This is a genomic window from Paraburkholderia sp. BL10I2N1 (assembly GCF_004361815.1).
Lineage (GTDB): Bacteria > Pseudomonadota > Gammaproteobacteria > Burkholderiales > Burkholderiaceae > Paraburkholderia.
The window spans coordinates 1,144,279-1,167,258 of sequence record NZ_SNWA01000002.1; the positions used below are offsets into that span (position 1 = coordinate 1,144,279).

The window sequence follows — 22,980 nt, forward strand, 5'->3', positions numbered from 1 at the left end:
AGACTCATATCTGATCATATAGTCAACATTAAAAATGAGGGCGGGAATGCGAGACGAATCGATGCAGCACGTCGCGCGCCTCCGTCAAACACGACGCCAACGCGCAACGCGCAATGGCAATCGTCGGCATCGGTCCGCTCACTGCGTTGAGCGCTCAAAAGGTCGACCACTCATTGATATCCGGATCAACCGTACTCGTGAGGGCAAGTACGCCAGGCTTTCCTCCGGACGACTTCGCCGGACGACGCTCCCGCGCATTTGCGCGGGACGGATGCGTCTCCGTCTGCCTGGACGTGAAGACCGCTACCGCGTGACCTAACTTAAGAGTGCGGTTACGCAAGCTTTCGGCGGTGGCAGCCGACTGCTCGACCAGAGTCGCATTCTGTTGCGTTGTCTCATCGAGTTGAGCCACGGCGACATTGACCTGACTGATTCCCTCTGATTGTTCCTGTGTGGCCGAACTGATTTCAGCGATCAGGGAAGTAGTGCTGGATACCTGGGCGACGATGTTGCTCATCGCTTCGCCCGCCTTGTTAACGAGCTCGCTACCTGTCTCGATGTTTTCAACGCTCTCGCCAATCAGGTTTTTGATTTCCTTGGCCGCAGTGGCGCTGCGCTGTGCAAGAGCCCGCACTTCGCTGGCGACCACCGCAAAGCCGCGACCCAGCTCCCCGGCACGGGCGGCTTCGACCGCTGCGTTGAGCGCAAGGATGTTGGTCTGGAAGGCAATCCCGTCGATCACGCCGATGATTTCACTGATTTTTTTACTCGACGTCGTGATCGTTGCCATCGTCTCGACCACCCGCCCCACTATCTCACCGCCTTTAACTGCAGCATCACTGGCCGAGCCGGCGAGTTGACTCACGTGCTGGGCAGTGTCAGCATTATTTCTGACGGTTGCAGTCATTTCCTCCATTGACGCCGCTGTCTGCTCCAGACTCGCTGCTGCTTCCTCGCTGCGGGAGCTGAGATCGTTATTCGCTTGCGCAATTTCATCGCTAGTGATCTGCAGCCCCGATATCTGCTCGCTGACATCGTCCACCAATGAACGCAGATTCAGGCCCGACTGATTCACGGCGCGCAACATCATACCGATCTCGTCTACGCGATTCAGGAATACGTTGTCGCCTGGCTGGCCAGCAGCGACACTGAGAGCCTGTTTGAGGACACGTTCAAGCGGACGCGAGACCTGAGCTTCAATCCAGCGCGTGGCCATCAGTGAAATCACCGCGGCTATTAATGCAAAAGCACCCAGCATTTCGCCACGTAGACCCAACACGCAAGCGCCCAATGTGCCAAGCGGCGCGAAGGTCAGGACGCCGCTACGGATACGCCAGCGTACCGGCATGGTCTGCAACAGCGACATCCAGCCCAATAGTCCCGTGCGCACGATCAGGCCGTGATGGAACTTTCGGCTTCCCGCTCGGCTTGGTACGAACCGACATATAGCCGGTGAGCGCACCGTTTCGCATGACCGGTGTGGCATTAGCGCGTACCCAATAGTGGTCGCCGTTCTTACGTCGATTCTTAACCAGCGCCGTCCACGACAGACCGGCCCGCAGGGTCGCCCACATGTCAGCAAATGCCTGCGTCGGCATATCAGGATGGCGAACGAGATTGTGTGGTTCCCCGATGATTTCGTCGCTATCGAATCCGCTCACCTGGATGAACGCTGCGTTTGCGTAGGTGATGTGACTCTGCACGTCAGTGACAGACATCAGGGTGGCATTGTCTGCGAATTCGTATTCGCGCTGGGTAACGGGCACGTTGTTACGCATGGCGGTATCTCTCACGGAAACGGCTACATTGCGGGCAATCGCCTTATCAGTCGCGCGAGGCGCAGGAAGAGGACAGCGCAAGCCCCAGCAGAATACATGATAAAAACGTCATGACTGACATTACTTACGGCATTGGGCTGTAAAACTTGAGAGACGCCAAAATGACGGAAATCTATATGTGATCAGGCAGAGGATTTTTAGCGAAGCGGATGCGGGGACCGGGACGATCGCAGGTACGGCACGAAATCCGGATCCGCTTCGCCAAGAATCCTTTGAGTGGAACCACTTCGCTGGCGTCAGCAGCTATGGGTATTGAATCAGGGTGCTGACCGCGATGTTGCAGACGACGGTGCTGGCGGCGTCGTGGACGAGGTCCCGCTGCTGTGTGTGAAGGTTGCGAGGACGCTGGTGCGATCGTGATGGGCGGCGCCGTGTGGGCGACGGCGCCGCGATGGCCGGGGCGCGGCCAAAGCGCTGCGCAGCCGGGCGACAGCACGAGTGGTCTGCCATCTCAGGCAAAGACGTCCGATTGCGGCGTCAGGCGGCCTCGACTGCGCTGGTCGACCGCACCAGGCTGATTTCGCCCAGGTTCACGCTTTCGCCCAGCTCGCATTCGCGCGATGCGTTGCCGAATGGATGGCGAATCTCGACGCGGTAGATACCGCTACCCTTCGCGAGGCCCCCGAACCGGAAATCGCCGAACGCGTCTGAAGCCGTTTCTGCGACCTTCTGATCACCCGAATACAGGACAGCCGCGGCACCAGCAACGCATTCGACGATGCCGCCCACCGGGGCACTGACGCTTCCACCTACGAAGCAGTCTTCCCAGCGCTCGAGCCCGCCGTACCACACGCGAGGCTTCGTGCCCAGATTGGGCCGCAAGACCTTGAGCCCTTCGCGCCGGGCCTTTTCCACCATCGCTGCGTCATCCAGCTTGACGGTCTCGAAGACGCCAGTGGGGCAAGCCTGTTCGCATCGGAGATGCTGCCAACCCTGGTCGAGCAGATGGGCATCGAAGATCCAGGTCTGCGGCACTTGCAGTTCCTCGTTCCACACTATCGCCTTGTACGGGCAGGACTTCACGATGTCCTTCCGGCCTCGGGCCTTGTCCGGATCGATGATGACGATTCCGTCCGCGCGTTTGCGGATGGCGTCGCCGCCCACGCGCATACATGGCGCTTCGTCGCAGTGATTGCACATCACCGGCAAGTATGTCGTTTCGACCATGTGGGAATGGCCCTGCACGCGGCGCAAGATGCGAATGGGGCTTTCGGCACTGGCCGCGGCAGGCGCGGAGTAACCGGGGAAATCATTGCCAACGTGCTCATCCCGCGCGGCGATGACGCAGTTCTGGCAGTTCTCGCATTGCCCGACCTTGATAACCAGATTCCACTTGCTCATGGTGTGCTCCTCACGCTGCGCGACCGAGCATGAACGCGTCGGCGCCTTTCCACTTTTCAACCTGCACGAGGCATGAATTAGGGCTCATGCTGCTCGTGCCCGCCGTTTGGGGCCGGTCGGGCGTCAGCATGTTCATGCAACCGCCGATTTCGACGCGCTCGCCGTCTACTTCGATCAGCTGGAATTCCGCGCTCGCCTCGTATGACTTGACCACACCGGCAGTCACCAGAGGCGATACGTCTGCCGCACAGATGACGGCGCCCCGATCGTTGTAGACCTTGACGAGATCGCGATGCGCAATGCCCCGGCCCGTCGCGTCGGCCGGACCAAGACGCAGCAGCCAGAAGCGGTGCCCGCCAATCAGCGCGCGATGATCTTCAACACTGTTGACCGACGAGTTCTTGCCGTCACAATGGGTATGGAAACTGTAACGGCTGTGAGTAGCGATCAGTTGCAGCGGATAGCGCTTGGCCAGTTCGGAGCGCAATCCCTCCCAGGACGGGATGTATCGGTTCAGCGGCGGTCGCTCCGGGTTGTCCGCGGTATGCCGCTTGAGCAATTCGGGCACGAACTCGAGCTTGCCGCTGGGCGTCTGCAGGCCCATGCCGAACTTTTCGGCGTACTGCGACGGCAGCGGATGCGGTTCCTGCAGATCCTTGCGCCGGCCTTCCGCGAACCAACGCATGTCCACTGGATGGCGCAATTCCGGCTTCTCGGGTGGCACGACGAAATAGCCTTTGCGGCAGAACTCGCGCCACGAAATGCGATCCGGCAGATCGGACGAGTCGAATACCCGCTTGACCCAGTCGAGTTCACCGCACCCCTCGGTGAACACGCCGCCCAGACCGAGCCGGCTCAGAATGGCGGTGAAGATGTCGTAGTCGGAGCGGGACTCGCCCAGAGGCTCGATGCATTTGTGCTGCAGCGTCATCATGCGATGATTGACCGTGCTATAGCCATGATGCGCGTAGCCGCCAGAATTTGACCATTCGCCGATGTCCCATCGCTCCAGCGACGTGCACGCGGGCAGAATGATGTCGGCGAACTGCGCCTCACCCTCCATCCAGATCGACTGGTTGACCACGAACTCGATGCTCGCGTGCCGGTAGGCGTCGGCCCAGCGCCCGGATTTCGTGACGGTGCTGAAAGCAGACCCGCCATAGCGATAGATCATGTGGATCGGCGAATAGCCCGGCATCGGATAGCTGAACGGCGCGAACTGGGCTTCCTGAGACATGCCGTCCCAGAGATAGCCCGTCGCATGGCCGTTGATGATGGCATCGGGTAGCTGCTGCCGCGGGACCATCTGCTTGACCGGATTCATGGTCAGGATGTGCGGCATGCGCTGATAGTTGTTCACCGCATTCGCGGTCCACGCAAGGTCGCCCGACATGCCGCCGTCCGCGTAGCCCGGAAAGTAGAAATGCAGGTCGTGCGGAACACCGATCTCGAGACAGCCGAAATTCACGCCCGGCTTGCCCCAGCCCTGCATCGCCATCATCATGATCATGCAGCGCGCCCATTGCGCTCCGGTCGCACCGCGTCCCGCCCCGCCGAATCCCGCGCCGGTCATCCCGACGGCAAGATAGACCTTCTTCTTTCCCCACAGGCGCGCGAGGGCACGAACGTCTTTGGCGGGCACGCCAGTTTCGCTCTCCTGCCACTCTGGAGTCTTGGGAACACCGTCGGTTTCGCCCACAAGATAGGCCCGCCACTCGTCGAACCCGGTCGTCCGGCTGGCGACGTAATCCCTGTCGTACAGACCCTCCATGACCCACACATGCATGATGGCGGTGGCCAGAGCTGCATCAGTCTGCGGTCGTATCGGAACCCAGCGGCCGCCCAGCAACTGGGCGGTGGGGTTGCAGTGCGGGTCGATATGAACGAACTCAATGCCGAGTTCCTTTGCCCACAGTCGCCGAGGCGTCCCCTCGAATCCCGCGTAGGCGCCGTTGGTGCTTTCCGGGTCGCAGGACCAGAAAACGATCATTTCGGCTTCCTTGAGGCAATCCTCGATACCGCCATAGCCCGACGGCACGCCAACGCGCATCGAGTTGCCGAAGTGATGCATGGCGCCCCAGTACCATCCTTCCCAGCTGTCTGGATTGGCAGCCACCCGCGTGAACCCGATCAGGTTGGCAAAGCGCGTCAGCGCGCTGAGGTAGTAGCCGACATTGCCCCACTGGTGGTGGGAGGACATGGGGAATGTGATGGAACCGGGACCGTGAACGCGCTTTTGCCGGTTGATTTCTCTTGCGACAATTTCCAGCGCCTCGTCCCAACTGATCGGCACATAGCCGGACTTGCCGCGGTTCTGCGGATTGCGTTCACCCTCAGGATCGAAATCGACCCGCTTCATCGGATGGAGAATGCGCTTGTCGGAGTAGACGAGCGACTTGATCGCAAGCGCGTGGGGCGCGACCAGCCCGCGCCGTGGCGGGCTGAACCGGCGTCCGCGCGCCTCGATCTCCCAGCTCGGAGCATCTGTGCTGTCCAGATCGATAGGCGTCACCCGAACGATGCGTCCATCCTTCACGTACACGAACAGAGGGCCGCCATTCGTGCAGGTGGTAAAGCGACGCGTGCCGTCGCGCATCGGCGTGCCCATCGGCAGGCCGACGGTTTGCATCATGCTCAGCGTTTGCATGAGCCAGACCAACAGGTCATCCTCGCCTTCCGTGACCACCTTGAAATTCTTCGCCGCATGAATGATCTCGGCCTGATCCGGACTCGGAGAAAGGAATTTCAGGGCAGTGGCGACATCCTTGAAGAGCATGCACACGTCGGGCTGCGGATGCGTGCCGGCACGCGAGCGAATGCGCCCGTTCCTGAACTCAATGACGCGACCGAGGCTTCGATCCATCAACCCGATCCAGGCCACCAGGTCGCGCTCCTTGAGGCGCTCACGATAGTCGGGGAAGCGGCGTGCCGTCAGGTCGAGCACCTTGGGCAACGCAAACAGAATGGATTTGAGGACTTGTCGTTTCATCGTTCCACCTGAAATGAAACATTGCTGCAAAGAGATGGCATCAAAGTATGGTTGACCGTTGGTCCCGCACGGTTGAACGGACCGGTGCAACTCGCGGTTATGTCGGAGCGTGGGTGATCAGCGTGGCTCGAAAGAACGCCTTCGACCTCTTTGTTGTGCATTGAAACCTCTCGTTTGGTTGAACGTCTGCCGCCATGGTCAGGTACCGGAGAACGCTGGCCGTACTACCTAGAAGGTGTAGGCGACGTTCACGAAGACGTTAATCGGATTGATCCGGAGCGTCGATCGGGAAACGATGCGCGTTCCATTTGCCGTCGTGCCGTCCAGGGTAAGGTGAGTCTTCAACGGAACGTAGCCGACAGCGGTTCCGACAGACCAGTGTTTTGTAAGCGCGTAATTTGGCCTATTTCAAATTCCGAGTGGCTGGTTTGGCGGGTCAAGTACGGGCGTCAGCCCGGCGAAGCGAATACTTGACGCGCGTTGAAGAAGTAAGCTGGGACAGGGCTGGTTGCGGCAGAATGCGGCAACCAGCCCTGCAAGACAACGTGAACCGATGAACCAGACCCAACTGTTTGAAGCCGCCTTGGGAATCAAGGCCCCGTGGTACGTGCAAGGCGTCGATTTCGATGCCGCGCGGCGTGAACTGACCATTGCCGTGGACTTTGTCGCGGGTACGCGCTTTCCCTATCCCGGCGTCGCGGGCGAGCATCCGGCTCACGACACCCAGATCAAGCGGCTGCGCCACCTCAACTTCTTTCAGCACGAGTGCTATCTGGAGGTTCGGGTGCCGCGGGTGCGTCTGCCGGACGGCTCGGTGCGCCTGGTCGAACCCGACTGGATAGGCAAGCTGGACGGCTTCACGCTGCTGTTTGAAGCGCTCGTGCTGACGCTGTGCCGGGAGATGACATTTGCCGCGGTGGCCCGCGTGGTGAACCTGTCGTGGCATCGGGTGAAGGCCATCTGTGACCGTTACGTGGACCTGGCCGTGGCCGCGACCGACCTGTCCGAAGTTACCGCGGTGGCCATTGACGAAACGTCGGCCCGACGTGGGCAGGACTATATCTCGCTGGTCGCCGACATGGACGCAAGGCGCGTGGTCTTCGTCACGCCAGGCAAGGATGCCGGCGTTGTCGAACGCTTTGCCCGGCACCTGGAGGAACATAATGCCACGCCTGCACAGATCGAATCGGTCAGCATCGACATGTCGGCTGCCTTCATCAAGGGCGTGGACGAACACCTGCCCGACGCGCGTGTGACCTTCGACAAGTTTCATGTCGTGGCGCATGCGTCCAAAGCGCTTGATGGTGTGCGCCGCGCGCAGCAGAAAACCGATCCCTCGCTGAAGGGCATGCGCTGGTCGCTGCTCAAGGATGCCGAGAAACTCGATCTCGCGCAACTGACCGATCTCGAGGCGCTGATCAGCCAGTACGCCACCAACCGCACGGCCCGAGCGTGGATGTACCGCGAGCAACTGCGCGAGATTCTCGATCGCAAACAGATCCACGTCGTCTCCAAAATGCTGCGCCGGTGGTGCGGCAACGTCATGCGTTCCAAGGTCGAGCCCATGAAGGACGTCGCGCGCATGATCCGTCGTCATTTCGACGGCATCATCGCGTGGGCGCAGACACGCCAGACCAATGGATTCATTGAGGCGATCAACGGCCTGTTTCAGGCCGCCAAGCGCAAGGCACGGGGATACGCCAGCTTCAAGACCATGCGCACCGTGCTGTTTCTCATCGCGGGCAAACTCGACTTCTCAGCACTCAATCCGCATGCCTCGTGAGCCGCATTACCCACTGCGCTTTTAAAAGAGCCGTAATTTGCCCCGATCTCGAACACCGGATTCCAGGATGAACTGAGTGACGCGTGCGCCGACCCGCCTGGGCCAAGGCTATCAGTGACGAACTGACTATTAGTCGTGCGAACCTGGGTGAACCACGTATAGTTCACGCCTAACCCGACGAAAGGACGGAATTTCGACTGGGCCGCAAACAGGTGATATCGAAGGACGATAGCGGGCGGTATCGGCCGCGTCGACCCGAGGGTGCCATATTTCGCGAGCGCGCCCTCACCAACCAGATTCACTGTCAGTGGGAGTCCAATGAGTGTGGCGATGCCGATGTTGTCGGTGACGTAGTACTCGGTGGTAATTCCCATCGTATCCGTGGACGTTGCGTGCGCCCCGGTACCGGGTAATTCCTTATTCACCGCAATACCACCAACGCTTTCCACGGTAAGCGGCGTTGCATTACCCTGTGGCGCGACGTGAAGCCACCCTGTCGCCAGGGTAAAGCTTCCAGCCGTCTGAGAATTTGCATTACCAGCAAGCGCAGCCGAGCAGATACAAACCGCCATACCGGCAGAGCGAACCTTTCTCCTGTAATTCCTCATGTGTCTTCTCCTGTCTCGTTGGCTGAATATTCTTTTATCGTGTACCCAGCTGCATCGATCCGCGCACTGGTCCGGATCGCTGGATCGGCCCTCATAGGTTCCGACCGCATCCCACCTTCGTTAGGCGATCTTCATACATAGGCATACTAAATGTAAAGCATGGATACGATTTCTCTCACCATCCTTCAGTGCTTTCTATCTTCCGTACTGCAACGTGTCGTGAGACGAAAACGTCCGGTTACACGTCCCTTGCCTTTCGTACCGCTACCAGGTGTACCTCAATTGCTCAGCACGTTAGCAAACGCGCATTACCAGGCGTTCAGCCTCAGGCGGGAACACGCACCACGAACCGTCGCGGTGTCGGAAGAAAAACAGCCCAACCGGCCCTTTCGGCAAAAGTAGCTCAATGTGCACACAGGTCCCCTGATTCGACTGCGCGCGACCAGATCGGGTAACCCGGACTGGCGTCTCAGCAGTTGGCGCAAGCCATTTTTCAACAAGCGAACGCAAGGACCTTTCTGATGCAATAACCATCTTCTTCCCCAACCGAAAATCCGAGCTTTAAACCGATGAAACTGGCGATTCGGGCGCGACATCGGGGCGCGTGCGCGTGACTGAACGCCGCCGTCAATGTCAGGGCTGGTGTTACCTTGGCACGCCGTGCGTCTCTGACGCTGCGATACCGTCAACATTGCTCTGCGGACTCGCCGCGACAGAGACCGAAAACGCGAATGGAAAGCGCCCAAGCACAGAAGTCGCCAATAGTTCGAACCCGGCGTCGGGGAGTTCGACGTGAATCGAAATCCCGCGCGAGGTGTCTTCAACGATACTAACGGTTGCACCCTCGACGCCAGTTTCCACGAGCGCCGACCGTAAGGCGTCTGCTGTTTCGCGCCGTTTCAGCGTCGGCTTGAAGATCTTGCCGACGCCTGTCAGAGGCATCGCATCGACGATCCGTATCCCCTTTGGAAACGCAGCGCGCTCGCTGATCTCGCCACACAGGAACTCGGCCAGTTCCGTTTCGGTTGCCGCTATGCCTGGCTTTAGCTGGACAAAGGCGACCGGCAGTTCGCCCGCGTGCATATCCGGACGCCCCACTGCTGCGGCGATCTGGACTGCGGGATGGCGATGCAGTGCTTCTTCGATTGCCGCAGGGTCGATGTTGTGTCCACCCCGGATAATCAGCTCCTTCTTCCTGCCGGTGAGCCAGAAGTAACCGTCTGCGTCGCAGCGTCCCAGATCGCCCGTATTGAGCCATCGGCCGCCGTCACCCAGCTCGATCCAGATGCCGCTGTTCTGCTCCGGCCTCGCATAACCGATGAACACGTTAGGGCCGGAGATAATCAGCTGGCCGACCTCATCCGCGACACATTCCCGTACATACCGGCCGGTTTCATCGACCACCACAGCTTTCATTGCCTGACCCGGGACACGAAGACCAATCGAACCGACCCTGTGCTCCCCAAGCGGGGGGTTAACGCTGCTTACGCAGGTACCTTCCGTGAGACCGTAGCCTTCGAGAATTCTTATTCCCGTACGATGCTGGAAAGTGCGAAGCAATTCGACCGGCATGGGGGCGGCGCCGCACAGGCCATACTCGAGCGAGCTGATGTCATGCTCGCCAACCGGAACCTCCAGCAGCGACCCGTAGAGTGTCGGGACACCGCTAAAGAAGTTGATGCGGTAATGCTCGACAATTTCCCAGAAGCGCTTGACAACGCCCTCGCCCCGATACCCTGCCGGCGTGCCGAGGACGACGTGGGCGCCACGCGAGAACGCCAGCAGACCCGTCACCATCACGGCGTTGACGTGAAAAAGCGGCAATCCACAAAAAATCGTTTTCCCCGGACCAATGCTTTCGCCGAAGAATTGACCTGCGGTCCACGCATTGGCCACCTCGTTGCCGTGCCGGCGCATCGCAATTTTCGGCAGCCCCGTGGTGCCGCCGGTGCAGAAGTAGGACGAGACATCATCGCTGCTCATTCGACGCGAGCTGCTGAGCACCACGCCGGACTCACGTGCGATTGAGGTGCTGAAGTCGTGGACCTGGATCTGCGAAGGAACCACGCTTCGCACACCGCCCTCGCCATGCAGTGTTGAATACTCGCCTCGTTGAAGCATCCGGGCCGCAAACCGCTTTTCGCCCGGCATCCGGTCGGCCAGGTTGACGAGCACCAGATCTCTTAGGGCGGGAACCTCGTGCAATACCGACTGCACTTTTTGCCAGAGGTCAGTCCCGGGAAACGGCGCCAGTGTGACGAGCACGCTGGCGCCTGATGCGTTGAGCAGCTCGCCGATGGCTTTTCCTTCAAGCAGCGGGTTGATCGCGCAGACAATCCCGGCCGCTTCGCCTCCCCAGATCACAAAGTGCGTCTCGGGCAGATTCGGCAGCACATAGGCGACGACTGAATCTTGCTGTACACCCAGCCGCGTAAGCATGTTTGCCGCGCGCGTGATATCACGCATCAGCTCGCTGTAAGTCCAGTGCTCCGGGTTCGCGTACTCGTCGGCTGTGGCGAAGAACGAAAGCGCGGGTGCCGAAGGGTCGATGGCCGCGCCGCGGCAGATCATCTCGTAAGTCGACGACGGGAACTCCGCCAGTTGTCCCTGCGTTTCAATAGCAAGGACATCGTCTAATTGTGCGACGCCTTTCATGCTGCCTCTTGGACAACGACGTTATGCTGCACCCCCAGGTTGATCGAGCGGTCGTAGCTGACGATGTTCGCCTCCACCACGTCCCCTACCTGCAGATACTGCGGCCGTTCGGCCTGCAAGTTCAGGAAAAGCCGCCATTTCTCCGCTTCGGGCAGCTGCGCCGCGGCACGCTGCTTTTCAGGTGACGGTATGCTCAGTGCACAGCCAGAAGGCGTGCCCGTCGCGAGCAGGTCGCCCGCGCGCAGGTCGTGTATGCCGGATAGCTCCGTCAAGGTCTCCGCCGGACCGTAGACGAGACCCGTCGTGGTGTCGTTCTGCCGGACGGTCCCGTTGACCGTCAGCGTCAGCACAAGCTCCTTCAACTTCGAAATGTCGTCTTTCTCGAGGAGGCAAAGGTAAGGACCGACAGGGCCAAACGTGCGATAGCTCTTGCCCTTGTAGAACTGCATCTGCGGAATCTGGATATCGCGCGCGGAGTAGTCGTTGACGATCACGGCGCCAGCAATGTAATCATGCAGGTTCTCGTCGGTGACCGTTTCACGGGACGTGATGTCGCGTTTGAGCACGAGACCGAGTTCGATTTCGTAGTCGAGAAATCGCACCTCGTTTGGCTTCACCACGTGCGAGTTGGCCGGAACGATGCAGCTCGTCGCCTTCGTGAAGATCATGTTGAATTTCTTCACATCCGGGTCCATGCCGGACTCGATCATATGCTGGCGATAGTTCGCGCCCTGACAGATGAACTGCTGGTTGGCGGTCACGGGCGACAACCATTGCACTTCCGATTCGAAAATCGTCGGACCATCAAGCGCCAGCAGCTGCTCGACGGGATTGGCCTCGATAAACCCGGCGGTCGACGTGAACTCGCCGGGAACCGGCGTGATCGCACCGTTAGCAACCACGCCCCAATGGGCGCGGCCTTGGTGAAGGTAATGCAGAACGTGAACTGCCATTTGTCAATCTCCGGATTCGATAAAGAGGTCTTGCTTCAGGCGAAAATCTTTGCCAGCGTTCGCAACTTGCTCAGCGTCAGGTCGGGGCTACGGCGCAGGTTTCTGAAAAGCGCCACAATGCTCGCGGGCGTGAACCTGGGTTTCGTGAAACTGCGCGGCATCGTCGGCCCCCATTGCGCCATGGCTTCACGACTCACAGCATGGATCCCGGTCGGCGCGTCGGCCGTAAAGAGGTCGCCGTCGCAGTAGTGTTCGTGCTTGTCGCCCCACGGGTCCTGCCAGTAGTCGAAGATCTGGCTGCCCAGGATGTGCCGACCAATCCCCCATGCGTGAGTCCATCCGCTATCGCGCAGGACTCGCTGGCCCATACCGACCGCGTCCGCGTCGACGACTTCGTACGCGCTATGGCTGTAAGTGGGCACAAAGCCTTGTGCAAGGGCGAGCGTATGGTGATCGGCCGGTCTATCCCCGAGATCGAGTCGCATGAACGCGACGGCGGGCGAGCCGTCGGGAAGCACCTGCACGTCGCTCGGGATGAAACCGAAATGCTGCGTGTACCATGCGCAGGTTTCCTGATAGTCGGCAAGTTCAAGCACGACGTGTCCGAGCCCGATAATTTCCGGCGCCCGCTCGGGCGGTCGCTGTGTCCCGTTGATCCGGACGGTGGCATCGACGGAATTGAATGGCAACGGCAGCCGATGGGGCAAGGCCGATGCGGGCGCCTGGCCCCAGATTGCATCGACACGAAAACCAGAAGGATCCATCAGTCGCACCACGTAGCCCCCGCCCGCGAGCGCAGACCGTTCGACCTCTGACGCGCCAGGCAGTTTTGCGAGTGCATCGAGCGCGGCCCTGCTGCCGATCTGTAATCCGAAGCCAACGAACCGGGATTTCGGCGCCTTGCGCACGACATAACAAAAATGCGAAGCGCCCGTACCGCGCAGAAGCAGCAGCGCTTCGTCCCGCGATACGGTTCGCAGCCCAAAGTCATTGAGAAACTGTTCGGCTTTCTCAAGGTCTGGCCGCTCGAATACCAGATAGGCCAATGCCGTTGCTTTCGCCGTTGGATTGGGATGACGGGCCGGCTGTGCAGTAGTCAGTTTCATGGCGGAAGGTAATCAGACGGGTGGGATGGCGAAGGCGGCTTCGAGCGCCGGCGCGCTGATGGGGTACCCAGCAGCGGAAGATGCTGGCGGGCTTTGGGTGCTCGTGCAGGCCCGAGCAAATTGATGGGGCTGAACTGCCTCCACAGCGGCGGCCTCGGGCGCGTATCCCGCATGGCAATTGCCCACACCTCGCAGTGCCAGGGGCCCGCTGGACGAGGAAGCGCGCCGTCCGGCCACTGGTGGGTAATTCGCCGGCGCGACATCCAAGGCGGATCGCAATGCCTGGATCCGCGTACGAATAAGGTGATGCCGGCCGGTCGGCGCAGCACCGTTTCTGATTACTGTCTCCACAGTCACTCCGTCTCTTTTCGTTAGACCGGCCCTCGGTGCCGTTGATGACATTAAACTCATCTATGATCGTTTTGTCAATATAGACGTTCGAATCTATACTGTTAATATGACCAGACCTGGATCCATCATGACGAACACGACAAACCGCCAGACAGCCAGGCGTTCCACGCGCGCGGCGCCCGTCTCCCCGACTCCCGTTGTCGAAGAACGGGAGCCGCGCGGTGCGCGCCGCAAACGTGAAACGCGTGCGCGTCTGCTCGACGCCGCCCTCCGGCTGATGGCCGAAAAGGGCATGGAGGGCGTGGCAATCAATGAAATCACCGAGGCCGCCGACGTGGGCTTTGGCTCGTTCTACAACCACTTCGAGTCGAAGGAGGCGATCTACGCGACGCTTGTCGACAATGTGTTCGAGGATTTCGCGAAAATGCTCGATCGCCTTACTGGCGGCATTTCCGACCCCGCAGAAGTGGTCGCCGTCTCTGTGCGCCATACTGTCCTGCGTGCGCGGCATGATCCCGTGTGGGGACGTTTCCTGATCCGCGAAGGGTTTTCTGCGCGCGCGACCAGACGCGGGCTGGGCCAACGGCTCCTGCGCGACATCGGCAACGGCGTTGCTGTGAAGCGGTTCGTCGTTGCTGACCCGTTCATCGGATTTCTTGCGGTTGGCGGCACGGTTCTCTCTGCCATTGCGGCCGAACTGAACTATGTTGCGCCGGGCGCAACCGCGGCGGGCGTGCTCGAGGAACTCGGCTTCAGCGGCGAGCACCTTCCCGAGCGCACGGCAGCGATGCTGCTGCAAACACTTGGGCTAAAACGCGCGGAGGCGGAAAAGGTGGCAGCGCGTGAACTGCCCATCGTTGAGGAAGGCGTCGAGGAAAATTGAGGTCGGTAGGACCAGAAGCATTCGACGGGGCCGCTTCATCATCGGACAGGCGATGCCCCTACCGGTCTCTTCTGTGGCGGTCGCCTGTCGGCCGTCCAGATTGATTTGGGGTCGAATGGCCGCTGCACAGGCTCGCCGGCCCAACCATTCGGCGGTTGGGCGCTCTGCTCAGTCGCCGGCCAGAGCAAGAACGCTTACGATCAATTCCTGGTCCGTGTTGTCGAGCGCTTCGCTGTGAAAGCTCGATAGATCGCGAAGGGCTGCAGATACGAGCCTGACCGGGTGCGGCGTCGACGGTAAAAGTGGCCACGCATGCAGAAGGTAGAGCAAAGGCGTGAGCTCCCGCCGCTCGCACCACCGGTCGAAGAGCTCAATACAAAGATCGTCAAGCTGTTTGCGCAAGCGGGACTGGTCCGTGCCGCTGTCGTCATCATCTCCGGGCCGGACCACAGAAAACCTGACCGACATGTTTCTATTCGAAGCGATTTCCATTTCTGTCGGTCCAAAACGGGTTGGCGCAGCTCGTGATGGGCGCACGCGTGCCCGAGTCGCGACCGGCCACGGTGCTCATTGCGTGAAGCGAGGAACCGGTCCGCCAGCCGCTGTTTGGGCGCCGTCTGACAGATGCGGGCAAGACAGCGTCACCTTGCCCGCCCTGCTGGACGCCCCCGCTGCCCTCGACGGGCTATCCGTTGGGTTCGCAGCGAAGGCGCGCACGACTTTGGCTATTTGTGCAGCGATTGTTGTTAGCGCGTGCCGATGACCATCGACGATCGCCTGATATCCATCGGACACGGGTTCGCTCACGACGCTGTGACAGGATTGAGTTACATCGGTCCCAGAGCAGCCCGTCGGAATCTGAGTCTGCGAGGCTGCTCAGGGTCGTGTTCTGCCGATCGTGGCCTCGCGAGGTTCTGGCTGCGCATGCCGTTTTGAGGCGGTGACCGGCCACGTTCAGTCAATCAAAATTGACCCTTCAACGTCCGCCATCTGGTTGCAGACGCTGACAAGGCGCGATGTGCTCCGTTTCTTCCGGTGTAGCTATTTTGGTGGGCGTCGTCCTTTGAATTGGACGCATCGGCACCACGGGATTTCACCGGCCCGTTCGTCGTTCTCAGTGCCCCCCTCAGTCAACATGCAAAGGCCTCATGGCCGATCCACGTCCTGATGACACGACGACAAAACTTGCGATGCGAATGGCGGCGCCGGCGCGGTGTAGCGCAGATCACCCTGCCATGCCAGGGATAGCGACACCGAACGTCTGAAGCAGCAGGACGACATTCAACGCGAGGATGATGGCCGTCGCGGCAATCGCGGCAATATCGGTAACTCGACTGTTGACGAATTCGCCCATGATATCCCGGCGGCGCGTGAAGATGACCAGCGCCACCATCGGAACAGGCAGCGCGAACGAAAGGACGACCTGGCTGATCACCAGCGCTTGTGTGGCGTTCACCCCGAGCGCCACTACGACGAACGCGGGGACCATCGTGATGAGCCGCCGCAGCCAGACAGGAATGCGGAAGCCAACGAACCCCTGCATGATCATCTGGCCTGCCATGGCACCGACAACCGAGCTGGAGACGCCGGAACTGATCAGGGAGATCAGGAAAATGGCCGCCGCGCCCGCGCCGAGCAAGGGCGTAAGGGTGTGATACGCGGTTTCGATTTCCGCGACGTCACTGTGACCTGCATGGAATGCAGCGCTCGCCATGATCACCATCGCCATGTTCACAAGACCGGCGAGGGAAAGGGCGACGATGACTTCACGATTCGAAAAGTGCAGCAGCAGGCGCCACTCGCGCACATTGCGTCCGACTTCGGTGACGCGCACCAATGATCGCAGAGGCGCGGGAACCTATCGCCGTCCCGCAATGACCGGTTCGGAGCGGATCCAACGGCGCTATCGACCCTTTGCCGACGTTCACCGCCGCTTAAGTCGAACGACCGTTCCCGAGGTGCAACGGTCATTCGTGCCATCGTTGTCGGTCGGCAATTGCAGGGCCTTTGCGGTCGTTGGTCGATCAACAAGTCAACGGCCGGTATGGTTTGCTCAGCTGACAACCAGGGCTGGGCAACGTCAGGGGCGGCAGTGGCCTGACGATGGGTTGCCTGTAGCTTATCCAGACGCGCCTGACAGGCCCGCAGGCGGCGCAATGCTGCTTCTCCCCAACTCTTCTCGAGTTGCGCCGCAATCAGGCGGTTATCCGGATCGCAAGCCGCATAGCGTCGCTCCTCATCAATCGACAACGACCGCTCGGCCCGACGAATCCGCCAACGCACGCAACTCCGCTTTTGCTGCGTCGCCAATCTCGTTCCATCCCAGGTCAAGCGAGGTGAGCTTGTAGTTCGGATCGGGCAGTGCGGCGGCCAGCGCCCGCGCGCCCGCGTCGCCAATCTCGTTCCATCCCAGGTCAAGCGAGGTGAGCTGGCAGTTCGGATCGCGCAGCGCGGCGGCCAGCGCCCGCGCGCCCGCGTCGCCAATCTCGTTCCCCATCAGGTCAAGCGAGGTGAGCTGGCAGTTCGGATCGCACAGCGCGGCGGCCAGCGCCCGCGCGCCCGCGTCGTCAATCTCGTTCCCCATCAGGTCAAGCGAGGTGAGCTTGCAGTTCGGATCGCGCAGCGCGGCGGCCAGCTCCCCCGCGTCCTCTTCGCCAAGCGTGTTCCCACTCAGGTCAAGGGAGGTGAGCTTGCAGTTCGGATCGCGCAGCGCGGCGACCAGCTCCTGCGCGCCCGCGTCGCCAAGCCTGTTCCCACTCAGGCCAAGCGAGGTGAGCTTGCAGTTCGGATCGCGCAGCGCGGCGACCAGCTTCTGCGCGCCCGCGTCGCCAAGCCTGTTCTCACTCAGGTCAAGCGAGGTGAGCTTGCAGTTCGGATCGCGCAGTGCGGCGACCAGCTCCTGCGCGCCCGCGTCGCCAAGCCTGTTCCCACTCAGGTCAAGCGAGGTGAGCTTGCAGTTCGGATCTGGCAGTGCGGCGGCCAGCTCCTGCGCGCCCGCGTCGCCAAGCCTGTTCTCACTCAGGTCAAGCGAGGTGAGCTGGCAGTTCGGATCGCGCAGCCAGGCGGCCAGCTCCTGCGCACCAATGTAGCCGGACTGCAGATCCGACAGGTCAAGTGTTTTCAGCAGGGGATACTTCCCTTCTTTAATCGTTCGCAAGACCCCGATGTCTTTGCCTCGGAGTGACGTAATCAAACCGTTCGCCACGGCGTGAAACCGATGGCTTGTTGTTTTCCGGAACTTATTGCGTACCTTGGGACCGCCTACTTTGGCGATTTCGCGCAGCAGTTCCTCGGGTAAGTCATTCAGGCCCAAAGGCCGTTCTGGCCGACCTGGCAAGGCAGCCGGCATGGCGCTGCGTGTGGGCGGGAGTGGCGTTACGGCGGGGCGCGCGTTGCCTGTCGTGGGGGGCGACCCGACAGGTAACAGAGGCGACAACACCCCTGAATTGGGCAGTCTGGAGTCGCGACTCCCTTGGCGGGTGCTAGCCAATTGGCCCGAACGGGCCGACGTGCCCGCACCAGCCGGCGTATCCGAAGGAACCGGCGAGTCCGGTCTATTGGTCAGGGGTGGAAGCGGCACTTTAGCAACACCTTGGTGACGGTGGGAACAAGGTTCATTTGTACCGCAATGCCATGCGTGCGGCTTCTTACGAAGCGAAAAAAACGTCAACCATGCGAACCTGGCAAGAGGGGCCGTTCTCAACCACGAACATGCTTGAGTTGTTATTTCGCTCGCAGGCCGAAGCACCCTGCGCCGATGACGCGACGAGTGTGACTGGCGGCCAATGGTCTGCTATGTGAATCGAGCCGACATTCGAATGTCCGTTTGAGCGCACAGGCGAACGGCAGGAGTTGGCCGGGTGCTGTCTGATGCAAATGGCATATGACAACCCTGAACAGCCAGTTGAGCACGCGGGGCCTTCGACCGATTTCGCCCGATGAGCGGCCATTCATCATCGAATATTCGATGCGGATCTTCGGTGTATCGCTGGTTGTCCCAAGTGAATCGCACTCGAAAAACTACTTCCTGCCTTCGCGGGCGTCGCTTCGCAGTCCGTCTACGGCCTGTGCCAATATCATATAGGCGGCGTCGAGTTGCTCGCAGTCGTTCTGCTTCCGCGCGACCACCTCGATGGCGCGAAGCAGATGCTCGGCAAGTTCAAACTCTTCTTCCTTGCAAGCTCTCGCGAATGCCAATCAATGTCTCGAGTTGTTCGACAGTCCCTTTCCCGGCCTCGCCGTTGATTGCAGTATTGACCTTCCCGTCACGGGAAGGTCAAGAAAGTAATTCTTGTCATTCATTCGTTATTTCGACTAATATCGAAATATGGAAACAAACCAGACCATCGCCGCTCTTGCGGCACTCGCGCACGAGTCACGGCTCGCGATCTTTCGCGCCCTGGTGCAGGCAGGCCCCGAAGGCATGCCCGCAGGTCAGATCGCCACGCTGCTGGATGTCGCGCCGTCGTCCCTTTCCTTCCACCTGAAGGAACTGTCTCATGCGCGGCTCGTCACCAGTCGGCAGGAAGGCCGGTTCGTCTACTACTGCGCAAACTTCGAAACGATGAATGGCCTGCTGGCCTATCTCACCGAGAACTGCTGTGGCGGCAACCCCTGTTCGCCGGCATCAGCGTGTTCTCCCTCCCGGGAGAAGCAGTCATGAAGCGCTTTCACATTCACGTCGCCGTCACGGATCTCACGGCGAGCATCCGTTTCTACTCAGCGTTGTTTGCGGCTAAACCGACCGTCGTCAAGAGCGATTACGCAAAGTGGATGCTCGACGACCCGCGCGTCAATTTCGCAATCTCGCAACGCGGCGCCACGCCGGGCCTGGACCATCTGGGCGTACAGGTCGAAAACGAAGCCGAACTGGCCGAGATGCACGATCGACTCAAAGGCGCGACATTGCCGGTCGACACCCATATGGGTACTGCCTGCTGCTATGCGAAGTCGAACAAGTACTGGACCGTCGATCCGCAGGGCATCGCATGGGAGTCGTATCACACGCTGAATGACATCCCGGTATTCGGCGAGTCGCGTAATGTGCAGAACAGCGCACCTGCTTCTGAAGTCGCAACGTACTGCGCTCCGTCGTCGGGCAAACCGGTCGGTGTTCCGGTCAAGTCTTCGTCGTGCTGCTGAGTCCGGCGCGCAATTCAATGAGAAACCTATGACGACCAACGTATTGATCCTGTGCACGCACAACTCGGCGCGCAGCGTGCTCGGCGAGGCCATGCTGAATCACCTCGCTTCGAAGCTGGGCAAGAATGTGCGCGCATTCAGCGCGGGCAGCACGCCGAGTGGCCGCGTGAATCCGTTCGCTATCGAGGCGCTGACGAAGGCAGGTATCGACGTCAGCGGCTATCGCAGCAAGAGCTGGGACGAATTCGCGCAGGACGGTGCGCCGCAAATGCGCATCGTCATTACGGTATGCGACAGCGCGGCCGCCGAAGCATGTCCGTTCTGGCCGGGTAGTCCGGTCAAGGTGCACTGGGGCTATTCCGATCCGTCGAACGCACCGGGCGGCGACGAAGGCAAGCGTCAGGCATTCGAGCTGACCCGCCAGGCCATCGGCTATCGCATGCTGCAGTTGCTTGAACTTCCCCTGGACAGTTTGAGCAATGCCGAGCTTCAGCAGGCGCTCAACGACATCCTGCGAAGCTAAACCCTTCTCCATCGAGTTGTCCCATGAACACCCCCGACGTTGCCGCTTCGCGGACGACTGCTTCGAAACCGGCCATCAGCTTCTTCGAGCGATACCTGACCATCTGGGTCGCACTGTGCATTGTCGTCGGCATCCTGCTTGGCCAGGTTCTGCCCGGCGTCTTTCAGGCAATTGGCCAGATGGAGTACGCGCAGGTCAACCTCCCGGTCGGGCTGCTGATCTGGGTGATGATCATCCCGATGCTGGTCAAAGTCGATTTCGGTTCGCTGCATGAAGTGCGTCAGCACATCCGGGGTATCGGCGTCACGCTCGTCGTGAACTGGCTGGTCAAACCTTTTACGATGGCGTTCCTCGCCTGGCTATTCATCAAGCACCTGTTCGCACCAATGCTGCCCGCGGCGCAGCTCGACAGCTACGTGGCTGGCCTGATTCTGCTGGCCGCAGCGCCCTGCACGGCAATGGTGTTTGTCTGGAGTCGTCTCACCGGCGGCGACTCGCTCTTCACGCTCTCGCAGGTCGCGCTCAACGACAGCATCATGGTGGTCGCGTTTGCGCCGCTCGTTGGCCTGCTGCTCGGCATTTCCGCGATTACGGTGCCGTGGGCGACGCTGCTCACCTCGGTCGCGCTCTATATCGTCATTCCGGTGATCCTCGCGCAGATCCTGCGCAAGGTGCTACTCGCCAGGGGAGAAGTCGCGTTTGAGGCAGCAATGGCGAAGATCGGTCCCTGGTCGATCACGGCACTGCTCGCGACGCTGGTGCTGCTGTTCGCGTTCCAGGGCGAAGCTATCCTGAAGCAGCCGCTCGTCATTGTGCTACTCGCCGTGCCGATCCTGATCCAGGTGTTCTTCAATTCGGCGCTGGCGTACTGGCTTAACCGGGCGGTCGGCGAAAAGCACAACATTGCATGCCCGTCTGCGCTGATCGGCGCGTCGAACTTCTTCGAGTTGGCGGTCGCCACTGCAATCGGTCTGTTCGGGTTCAACTCCGGCGCTGCGCTCGCGACCGTCGTGGGCGTGCTGATCGAGGTGCCGGTCATGCTGCTCGTCGTGCGCATCGTGAACCGTTCGAAGAGCTGGTACGAGTGCGCCTGAAGGTTACGGAAACGATCACATGAACGATGTCAGCGAAGTAATCATCGATGCGGAGGGCAAACGTGTCTGATCTTAAGACCGAACTGCCGCAGCTTGACCCGGCGCTGTTCCACGTTCCCGACATCGAACGCCTTCAGCCCGCGAAAACCTCACCGCACCCGCCGCGCATCCTGCTGCTCTATGGCTCGCTGCGTGAACGCTCGTTCAGCCGACTGCTGAGCGAAGAGGCCGCGCGCCTCCTCGCGGCGATGGGCGCCGAAGTGCGGACGTTCAACCCGAGCGGCCTGCCACTGCCCGACGATGCACCGGACACTCATCCCAAAGTGGCCGAACTGCGGGACCTGGTGTTGTGGTCGGAAGGCATGGTCTGGTGCTCTCCGGAGCGCCACGGCGCGATGACCGGCATCATGAAATCGCAGATCGACTGGATTCCCCTATCCGTCGGCGCGGTCCGGCCGACGCAGGGCAAGACCCTCGCGGTGATGCAGGTCAGCGGCGGCTCGCAGTCGTTCAACGCGGTCAACCAGATGCGCGTGCTCGGGCGCTGGATGCGCATGCTGACCATCCCGAACCAGTCGTCAGTGGCTAAAGCATTCATGGAGTTCGATGAAGCTGGCCGTATGAAGCCCTCGGCCTACTTTGATCGCGTCGTGGACGTGATAGAAGAGCTGGTGAAATTCACGCTGCTGACCCGCGATATCGGTCCGTATCTGGTCGACCGCTACAGCGAACGCAAGGAAAGCGCCGAGGAACTGATGAAGCGCGTGAACCAGGCCAGTATCTGACCCATGCGCCATCCGCTTCCGATCGAATGCGAGGCGCGAACACCACAACATGGGCGCTGGACATCGCCCAACTCGTCGCTTGGGGGGCGGGCTATTACGCCTTTTCGCTCTTCGCCGTGCCGATGGAGCGTGAGCTGGCATGGAGTCGGACGCGATCTTGCGCGGGATTATCGTCCAGCACATCCTCTGGACGGAAGGTTACGGCGCGGTGAGCGGCCTGCTTTCGATGCCGTCAAACATCGCGAAGGGCATCGCGCCGATTTTCGCTGCAGCGATCTGGACAATGCACGGCAACTATCTTCCCGTCGAGTGGGTAGTACTGAGCGTCTCGCTCGTACCGGCGTGCGCCTTTGTATTCGTCGTGCGCTCGGCGGCCGACACATCAACGAAGGTAACTGCACGGGAACGGAGCACCTCATGAAAATAAGAGCCGCTAAAGACGGCGATCTTGTAGCGATCAGAAGCCTGCTGGCAACTTGTGAGTTGCCAACCGAGGACGTCACGACTGCACTGCTACCGGGGTTTCTCGTTGCCGTCGACGAACGGGGTGCGATAGTTGGAAGCGTCTGTCTGGAAAGTTTGGGCGCCGACGCGTTGCTCAGATCGCTGGCTGTCGATTTGCATCTACGTGCAACGGGTCTCGGCACGTTTCTGCTTCAGGCGATCGAACGGGAAGCCAGGGCGTGCACCTATGCCAGCTTGTGGTTGCTCACAACGAGCGCGCAGCGCATTTTCGAACATCGCGGCTACAGCGCAGTCGATCGGACCAATGTGCCGCGTGAGGTACGTGAAACCACACAGTTCATGCGACTCTGCCCGTCTACCGCAGTGTGCATGAGAAAGCGCATCGCGTGAGCTAATACACTGCGCGCCAGTGCGCTCGACGATCGGCTCTTCAACCGCTTTCAACGTCTCTTGATGGATTCAAA

General features: G+C 60.5%; 18 protein-coding genes and 3 pseudogenes. 9 read left to right on the top strand and 12 right to left on the bottom strand.

The features are described from left to right. Window positions 1-154: 154 nt before the first annotated feature. The 4 genes and pseudogenes from B0G77_RS27180 to B0G77_RS44580 all read right to left on the bottom strand — a co-directional run. Window positions 155-1,778 (bottom strand): annotated as a pseudogene (locus B0G77_RS27180) (methyl-accepting chemotaxis protein). Window positions 1,779-2,315: 537 nt separating this feature from the next. Beyond that, on the bottom strand, window positions 2,316-3,179 hold the full coding sequence (locus tag B0G77_RS27185; RefSeq protein ID WP_133665082.1) for a 4Fe-4S dicluster domain-containing protein: 864 nt from the start codon (window positions 3,177-3,179) through the stop codon (window positions 2,316-2,318). Between the two features lie 10 nt (window positions 3,180-3,189). Beyond that, the gene (locus B0G77_RS27190; protein WP_133665083.1) at window positions 3,190-6,168 is read right to left on the bottom strand and encodes a molybdopterin-dependent oxidoreductase; all 2,979 of its coding nucleotides are present in this window, start codon (window positions 6,166-6,168) and stop codon (window positions 3,190-3,192) included. 228 nt (window positions 6,169-6,396) lie between these two features. After that, window positions 6,397-6,567 (bottom strand): annotated as a pseudogene (locus B0G77_RS44580) (OmpW family protein); the annotation flags it as partial. A 154-nt stretch (window positions 6,568-6,721) separates the two neighbouring features. On the opposite strand from B0G77_RS44580, the gene B0G77_RS27200 reads away from it, so the two are divergent. Continuing rightward, window positions 6,722-7,951, top strand: a complete 1,230-nt coding sequence (locus B0G77_RS27200) for an ISL3 family transposase (protein ID WP_133662124.1) — start codon at window positions 6,722-6,724, stop codon at window positions 7,949-7,951. On the opposite strand, the gene B0G77_RS27205 is transcribed toward B0G77_RS27200, so the two are convergent. From B0G77_RS27205 to B0G77_RS27225, 4 genes are all read right to left on the bottom strand, one after another. After that, complete coding sequence (locus B0G77_RS27205; protein WP_133665084.1) at window positions 7,837-8,559, bottom strand: OmpW family outer membrane protein; 723 nt, start codon at window positions 8,557-8,559, stop codon at window positions 7,837-7,839. The two genes, B0G77_RS27200 and B0G77_RS27205, sit on opposite strands and share 115 nt — an antisense overlap. Window positions 8,560-9,204: 645 nt before the next feature. Further along, a complete protein-coding gene (locus B0G77_RS27215; protein ID WP_133665086.1) occupies window positions 9,205-11,214 on the bottom strand; it encodes an acyl-CoA synthetase in 2,010 nt (669 codons plus the stop codon). Continuing rightward, window positions 11,211-12,167, bottom strand: coding sequence for a fumarylacetoacetate hydrolase family protein (locus B0G77_RS27220; protein ID WP_133665087.1), 957 nt, complete (start codon window positions 12,165-12,167; stop codon window positions 11,211-11,213). The genes B0G77_RS27215 and B0G77_RS27220 overlap by 4 nt, the downstream gene beginning before the upstream one ends. 35 nt (window positions 12,168-12,202) lie before the next feature. Continuing rightward, on the bottom strand, window positions 12,203-13,273 hold the full coding sequence (locus tag B0G77_RS27225) for a VOC family protein (RefSeq protein ID WP_133665088.1): 1,071 nt from the start codon (window positions 13,271-13,273) through the stop codon (window positions 12,203-12,205). Window positions 13,274-13,751: 478 nt separating this feature from the next. On the opposite strand from B0G77_RS27225, the gene B0G77_RS27230 reads away from it, so the two are divergent. After that, complete coding sequence (locus tag B0G77_RS27230) at window positions 13,752-14,507, top strand: TetR/AcrR family transcriptional regulator (protein ID WP_133665089.1); 756 nt, start codon at window positions 13,752-13,754, stop codon at window positions 14,505-14,507. A 168-nt stretch (window positions 14,508-14,675) separates the two neighbouring features. On the opposite strand, the gene B0G77_RS27235 is transcribed toward B0G77_RS27230, so the two are convergent. From B0G77_RS27235 to B0G77_RS43475, 4 genes and pseudogenes are all read right to left on the bottom strand, one after another. Beyond that, window positions 14,676-14,999, bottom strand: a complete 324-nt coding sequence (locus B0G77_RS27235; protein ID WP_133665090.1) for a hypothetical protein — start codon at window positions 14,997-14,999, stop codon at window positions 14,676-14,678. A gap of 733 nt (window positions 15,000-15,732) precedes the next feature. Further along, a pseudogene (locus B0G77_RS27240) lies at window positions 15,733-16,302 on the bottom strand (Nramp family divalent metal transporter); the annotation flags it as partial. Window positions 16,303-16,746: 444 nt separating this feature from the next. Beyond that, on the bottom strand, window positions 16,747-17,820 hold the full coding sequence (locus tag B0G77_RS27250; protein WP_166656283.1) for a hypothetical protein: 1,074 nt from the start codon (window positions 17,818-17,820) through the stop codon (window positions 16,747-16,749). A 707-nt stretch (window positions 17,821-18,527) separates the two neighbouring features. Beyond that, window positions 18,528-18,704: a hypothetical protein gene (locus B0G77_RS43475; protein WP_166656284.1), complete on the bottom strand. Its 177-nt coding sequence runs from the start codon at window positions 18,702-18,704 to the stop codon at window positions 18,528-18,530. A 130-nt stretch (window positions 18,705-18,834) separates the two neighbouring features. Here B0G77_RS43475 and B0G77_RS27255 point away from each other — a divergent pair, with 130 nt between their 5' ends. The 7 genes from B0G77_RS27255 to arsN2 all read left to right on the top strand — a co-directional run bounded on the left by B0G77_RS27255 (window position 18,835) and on the right by arsN2 (window position 22,906). Beyond that, window positions 18,835-19,170 (top strand): metalloregulator ArsR/SmtB family transcription factor, encoded by a 336-nt coding sequence (locus B0G77_RS27255; RefSeq protein WP_133665092.1) that lies wholly within the window; start codon window positions 18,835-18,837, stop codon window positions 19,168-19,170. Then, window positions 19,167-19,649 (top strand): ArsI/CadI family heavy metal resistance metalloenzyme, encoded by a 483-nt coding sequence (locus B0G77_RS27260; RefSeq protein ID WP_133665093.1) that lies wholly within the window; start codon window positions 19,167-19,169, stop codon window positions 19,647-19,649. The genes B0G77_RS27255 and B0G77_RS27260 overlap by 4 nt, the downstream gene beginning before the upstream one ends. A gap of 28 nt (window positions 19,650-19,677) precedes the next feature. Then, on the top strand, window positions 19,678-20,172 hold the full coding sequence (locus B0G77_RS27265; protein WP_133665094.1) for an arsenate reductase ArsC: 495 nt from the start codon (window positions 19,678-19,680) through the stop codon (window positions 20,170-20,172). Between the two features lie 23 nt (window positions 20,173-20,195). Next, window positions 20,196-21,266, top strand: a complete 1,071-nt coding sequence (arsB, locus tag B0G77_RS27270) for an ACR3 family arsenite efflux transporter (RefSeq protein ID WP_133665095.1) — start codon at window positions 20,196-20,198, stop codon at window positions 21,264-21,266. A gap of 62 nt (window positions 21,267-21,328) precedes the next feature. Next, on the top strand, window positions 21,329-22,051 hold the full coding sequence (arsH, locus tag B0G77_RS27275; protein ID WP_243751231.1) for an arsenical resistance protein ArsH: 723 nt from the start codon (window positions 21,329-21,331) through the stop codon (window positions 22,049-22,051). Window positions 22,052-22,208: 157 nt separating this feature from the next. Then, the gene (locus tag B0G77_RS27280; protein WP_208116503.1) at window positions 22,209-22,472 is read left to right on the top strand and encodes a hypothetical protein; all 264 of its coding nucleotides are present in this window, start codon (window positions 22,209-22,211) and stop codon (window positions 22,470-22,472) included. After that, the gene (arsN2, locus tag B0G77_RS27285) at window positions 22,469-22,906 is read left to right on the top strand and encodes an arsenic resistance N-acetyltransferase ArsN2 (RefSeq protein ID WP_133665097.1); all 438 of its coding nucleotides are present in this window, start codon (window positions 22,469-22,471) and stop codon (window positions 22,904-22,906) included. The genes B0G77_RS27280 and arsN2 overlap by 4 nt, the downstream gene beginning before the upstream one ends. Window positions 22,907-22,980: the final 74 nt, after the last annotated feature.

Bases quoted from the DNA above. Each gene is read 5' to 3' on its own strand.
- B0G77_RS27185 (WP_133665082.1), bottom strand. From the start codon at position 3,179: ATGAGCAAGTGGAATCTGGTTATCAAGGTCGGGCAATGCGAGAACTGC.
- B0G77_RS27190 (WP_133665083.1), bottom strand. From the start codon at position 6,168: ATGAAACGACAAGTCCTCAAATCCATTCTGTTTGCGTTGCCCAAGGTG.
- B0G77_RS27200 (WP_133662124.1), top strand. From the start codon at position 6,722: ATGAACCAGACCCAACTGTTTGAAGCCGCCTTGGGAATCAAGGCCCCG.
- B0G77_RS27205 (WP_133665084.1), bottom strand. From the start codon at position 8,559: ATGAGGAATTACAGGAGAAAGGTTCGCTCTGCCGGTATGGCGGTTTGT.
- B0G77_RS27215 (WP_133665086.1), bottom strand. From the start codon at position 11,214: ATGAAAGGCGTCGCACAATTAGACGATGTCCTTGCTATTGAAACGCAG.
- B0G77_RS27220 (WP_133665087.1), bottom strand. From the start codon at position 12,167: ATGGCAGTTCACGTTCTGCATTACCTTCACCAAGGCCGCGCCCATTGG.
- B0G77_RS27225 (WP_133665088.1), bottom strand. From the start codon at position 13,273: ATGAAACTGACTACTGCACAGCCGGCCCGTCATCCCAATCCAACGGCG.
- B0G77_RS27230 (WP_133665089.1), top strand. From the start codon at position 13,752: ATGACGAACACGACAAACCGCCAGACAGCCAGGCGTTCCACGCGCGCG.
- B0G77_RS27235 (WP_133665090.1), bottom strand. From the start codon at position 14,999: ATGGAAATCGCTTCGAATAGAAACATGTCGGTCAGGTTTTCTGTGGTC.
- B0G77_RS27255 (WP_133665092.1), top strand. From the start codon at position 18,835: ATGGAAACAAACCAGACCATCGCCGCTCTTGCGGCACTCGCGCACGAG.
- B0G77_RS27260 (WP_133665093.1), top strand. From the start codon at position 19,167: ATGAAGCGCTTTCACATTCACGTCGCCGTCACGGATCTCACGGCGAGC.
- B0G77_RS27265 (WP_133665094.1), top strand. From the start codon at position 19,678: ATGACGACCAACGTATTGATCCTGTGCACGCACAACTCGGCGCGCAGC.
- arsB (WP_133665095.1), top strand. From the start codon at position 20,196: ATGAACACCCCCGACGTTGCCGCTTCGCGGACGACTGCTTCGAAACCG.
- arsN2 (WP_133665097.1), top strand. From the start codon at position 22,469: ATGAAAATAAGAGCCGCTAAAGACGGCGATCTTGTAGCGATCAGAAGC.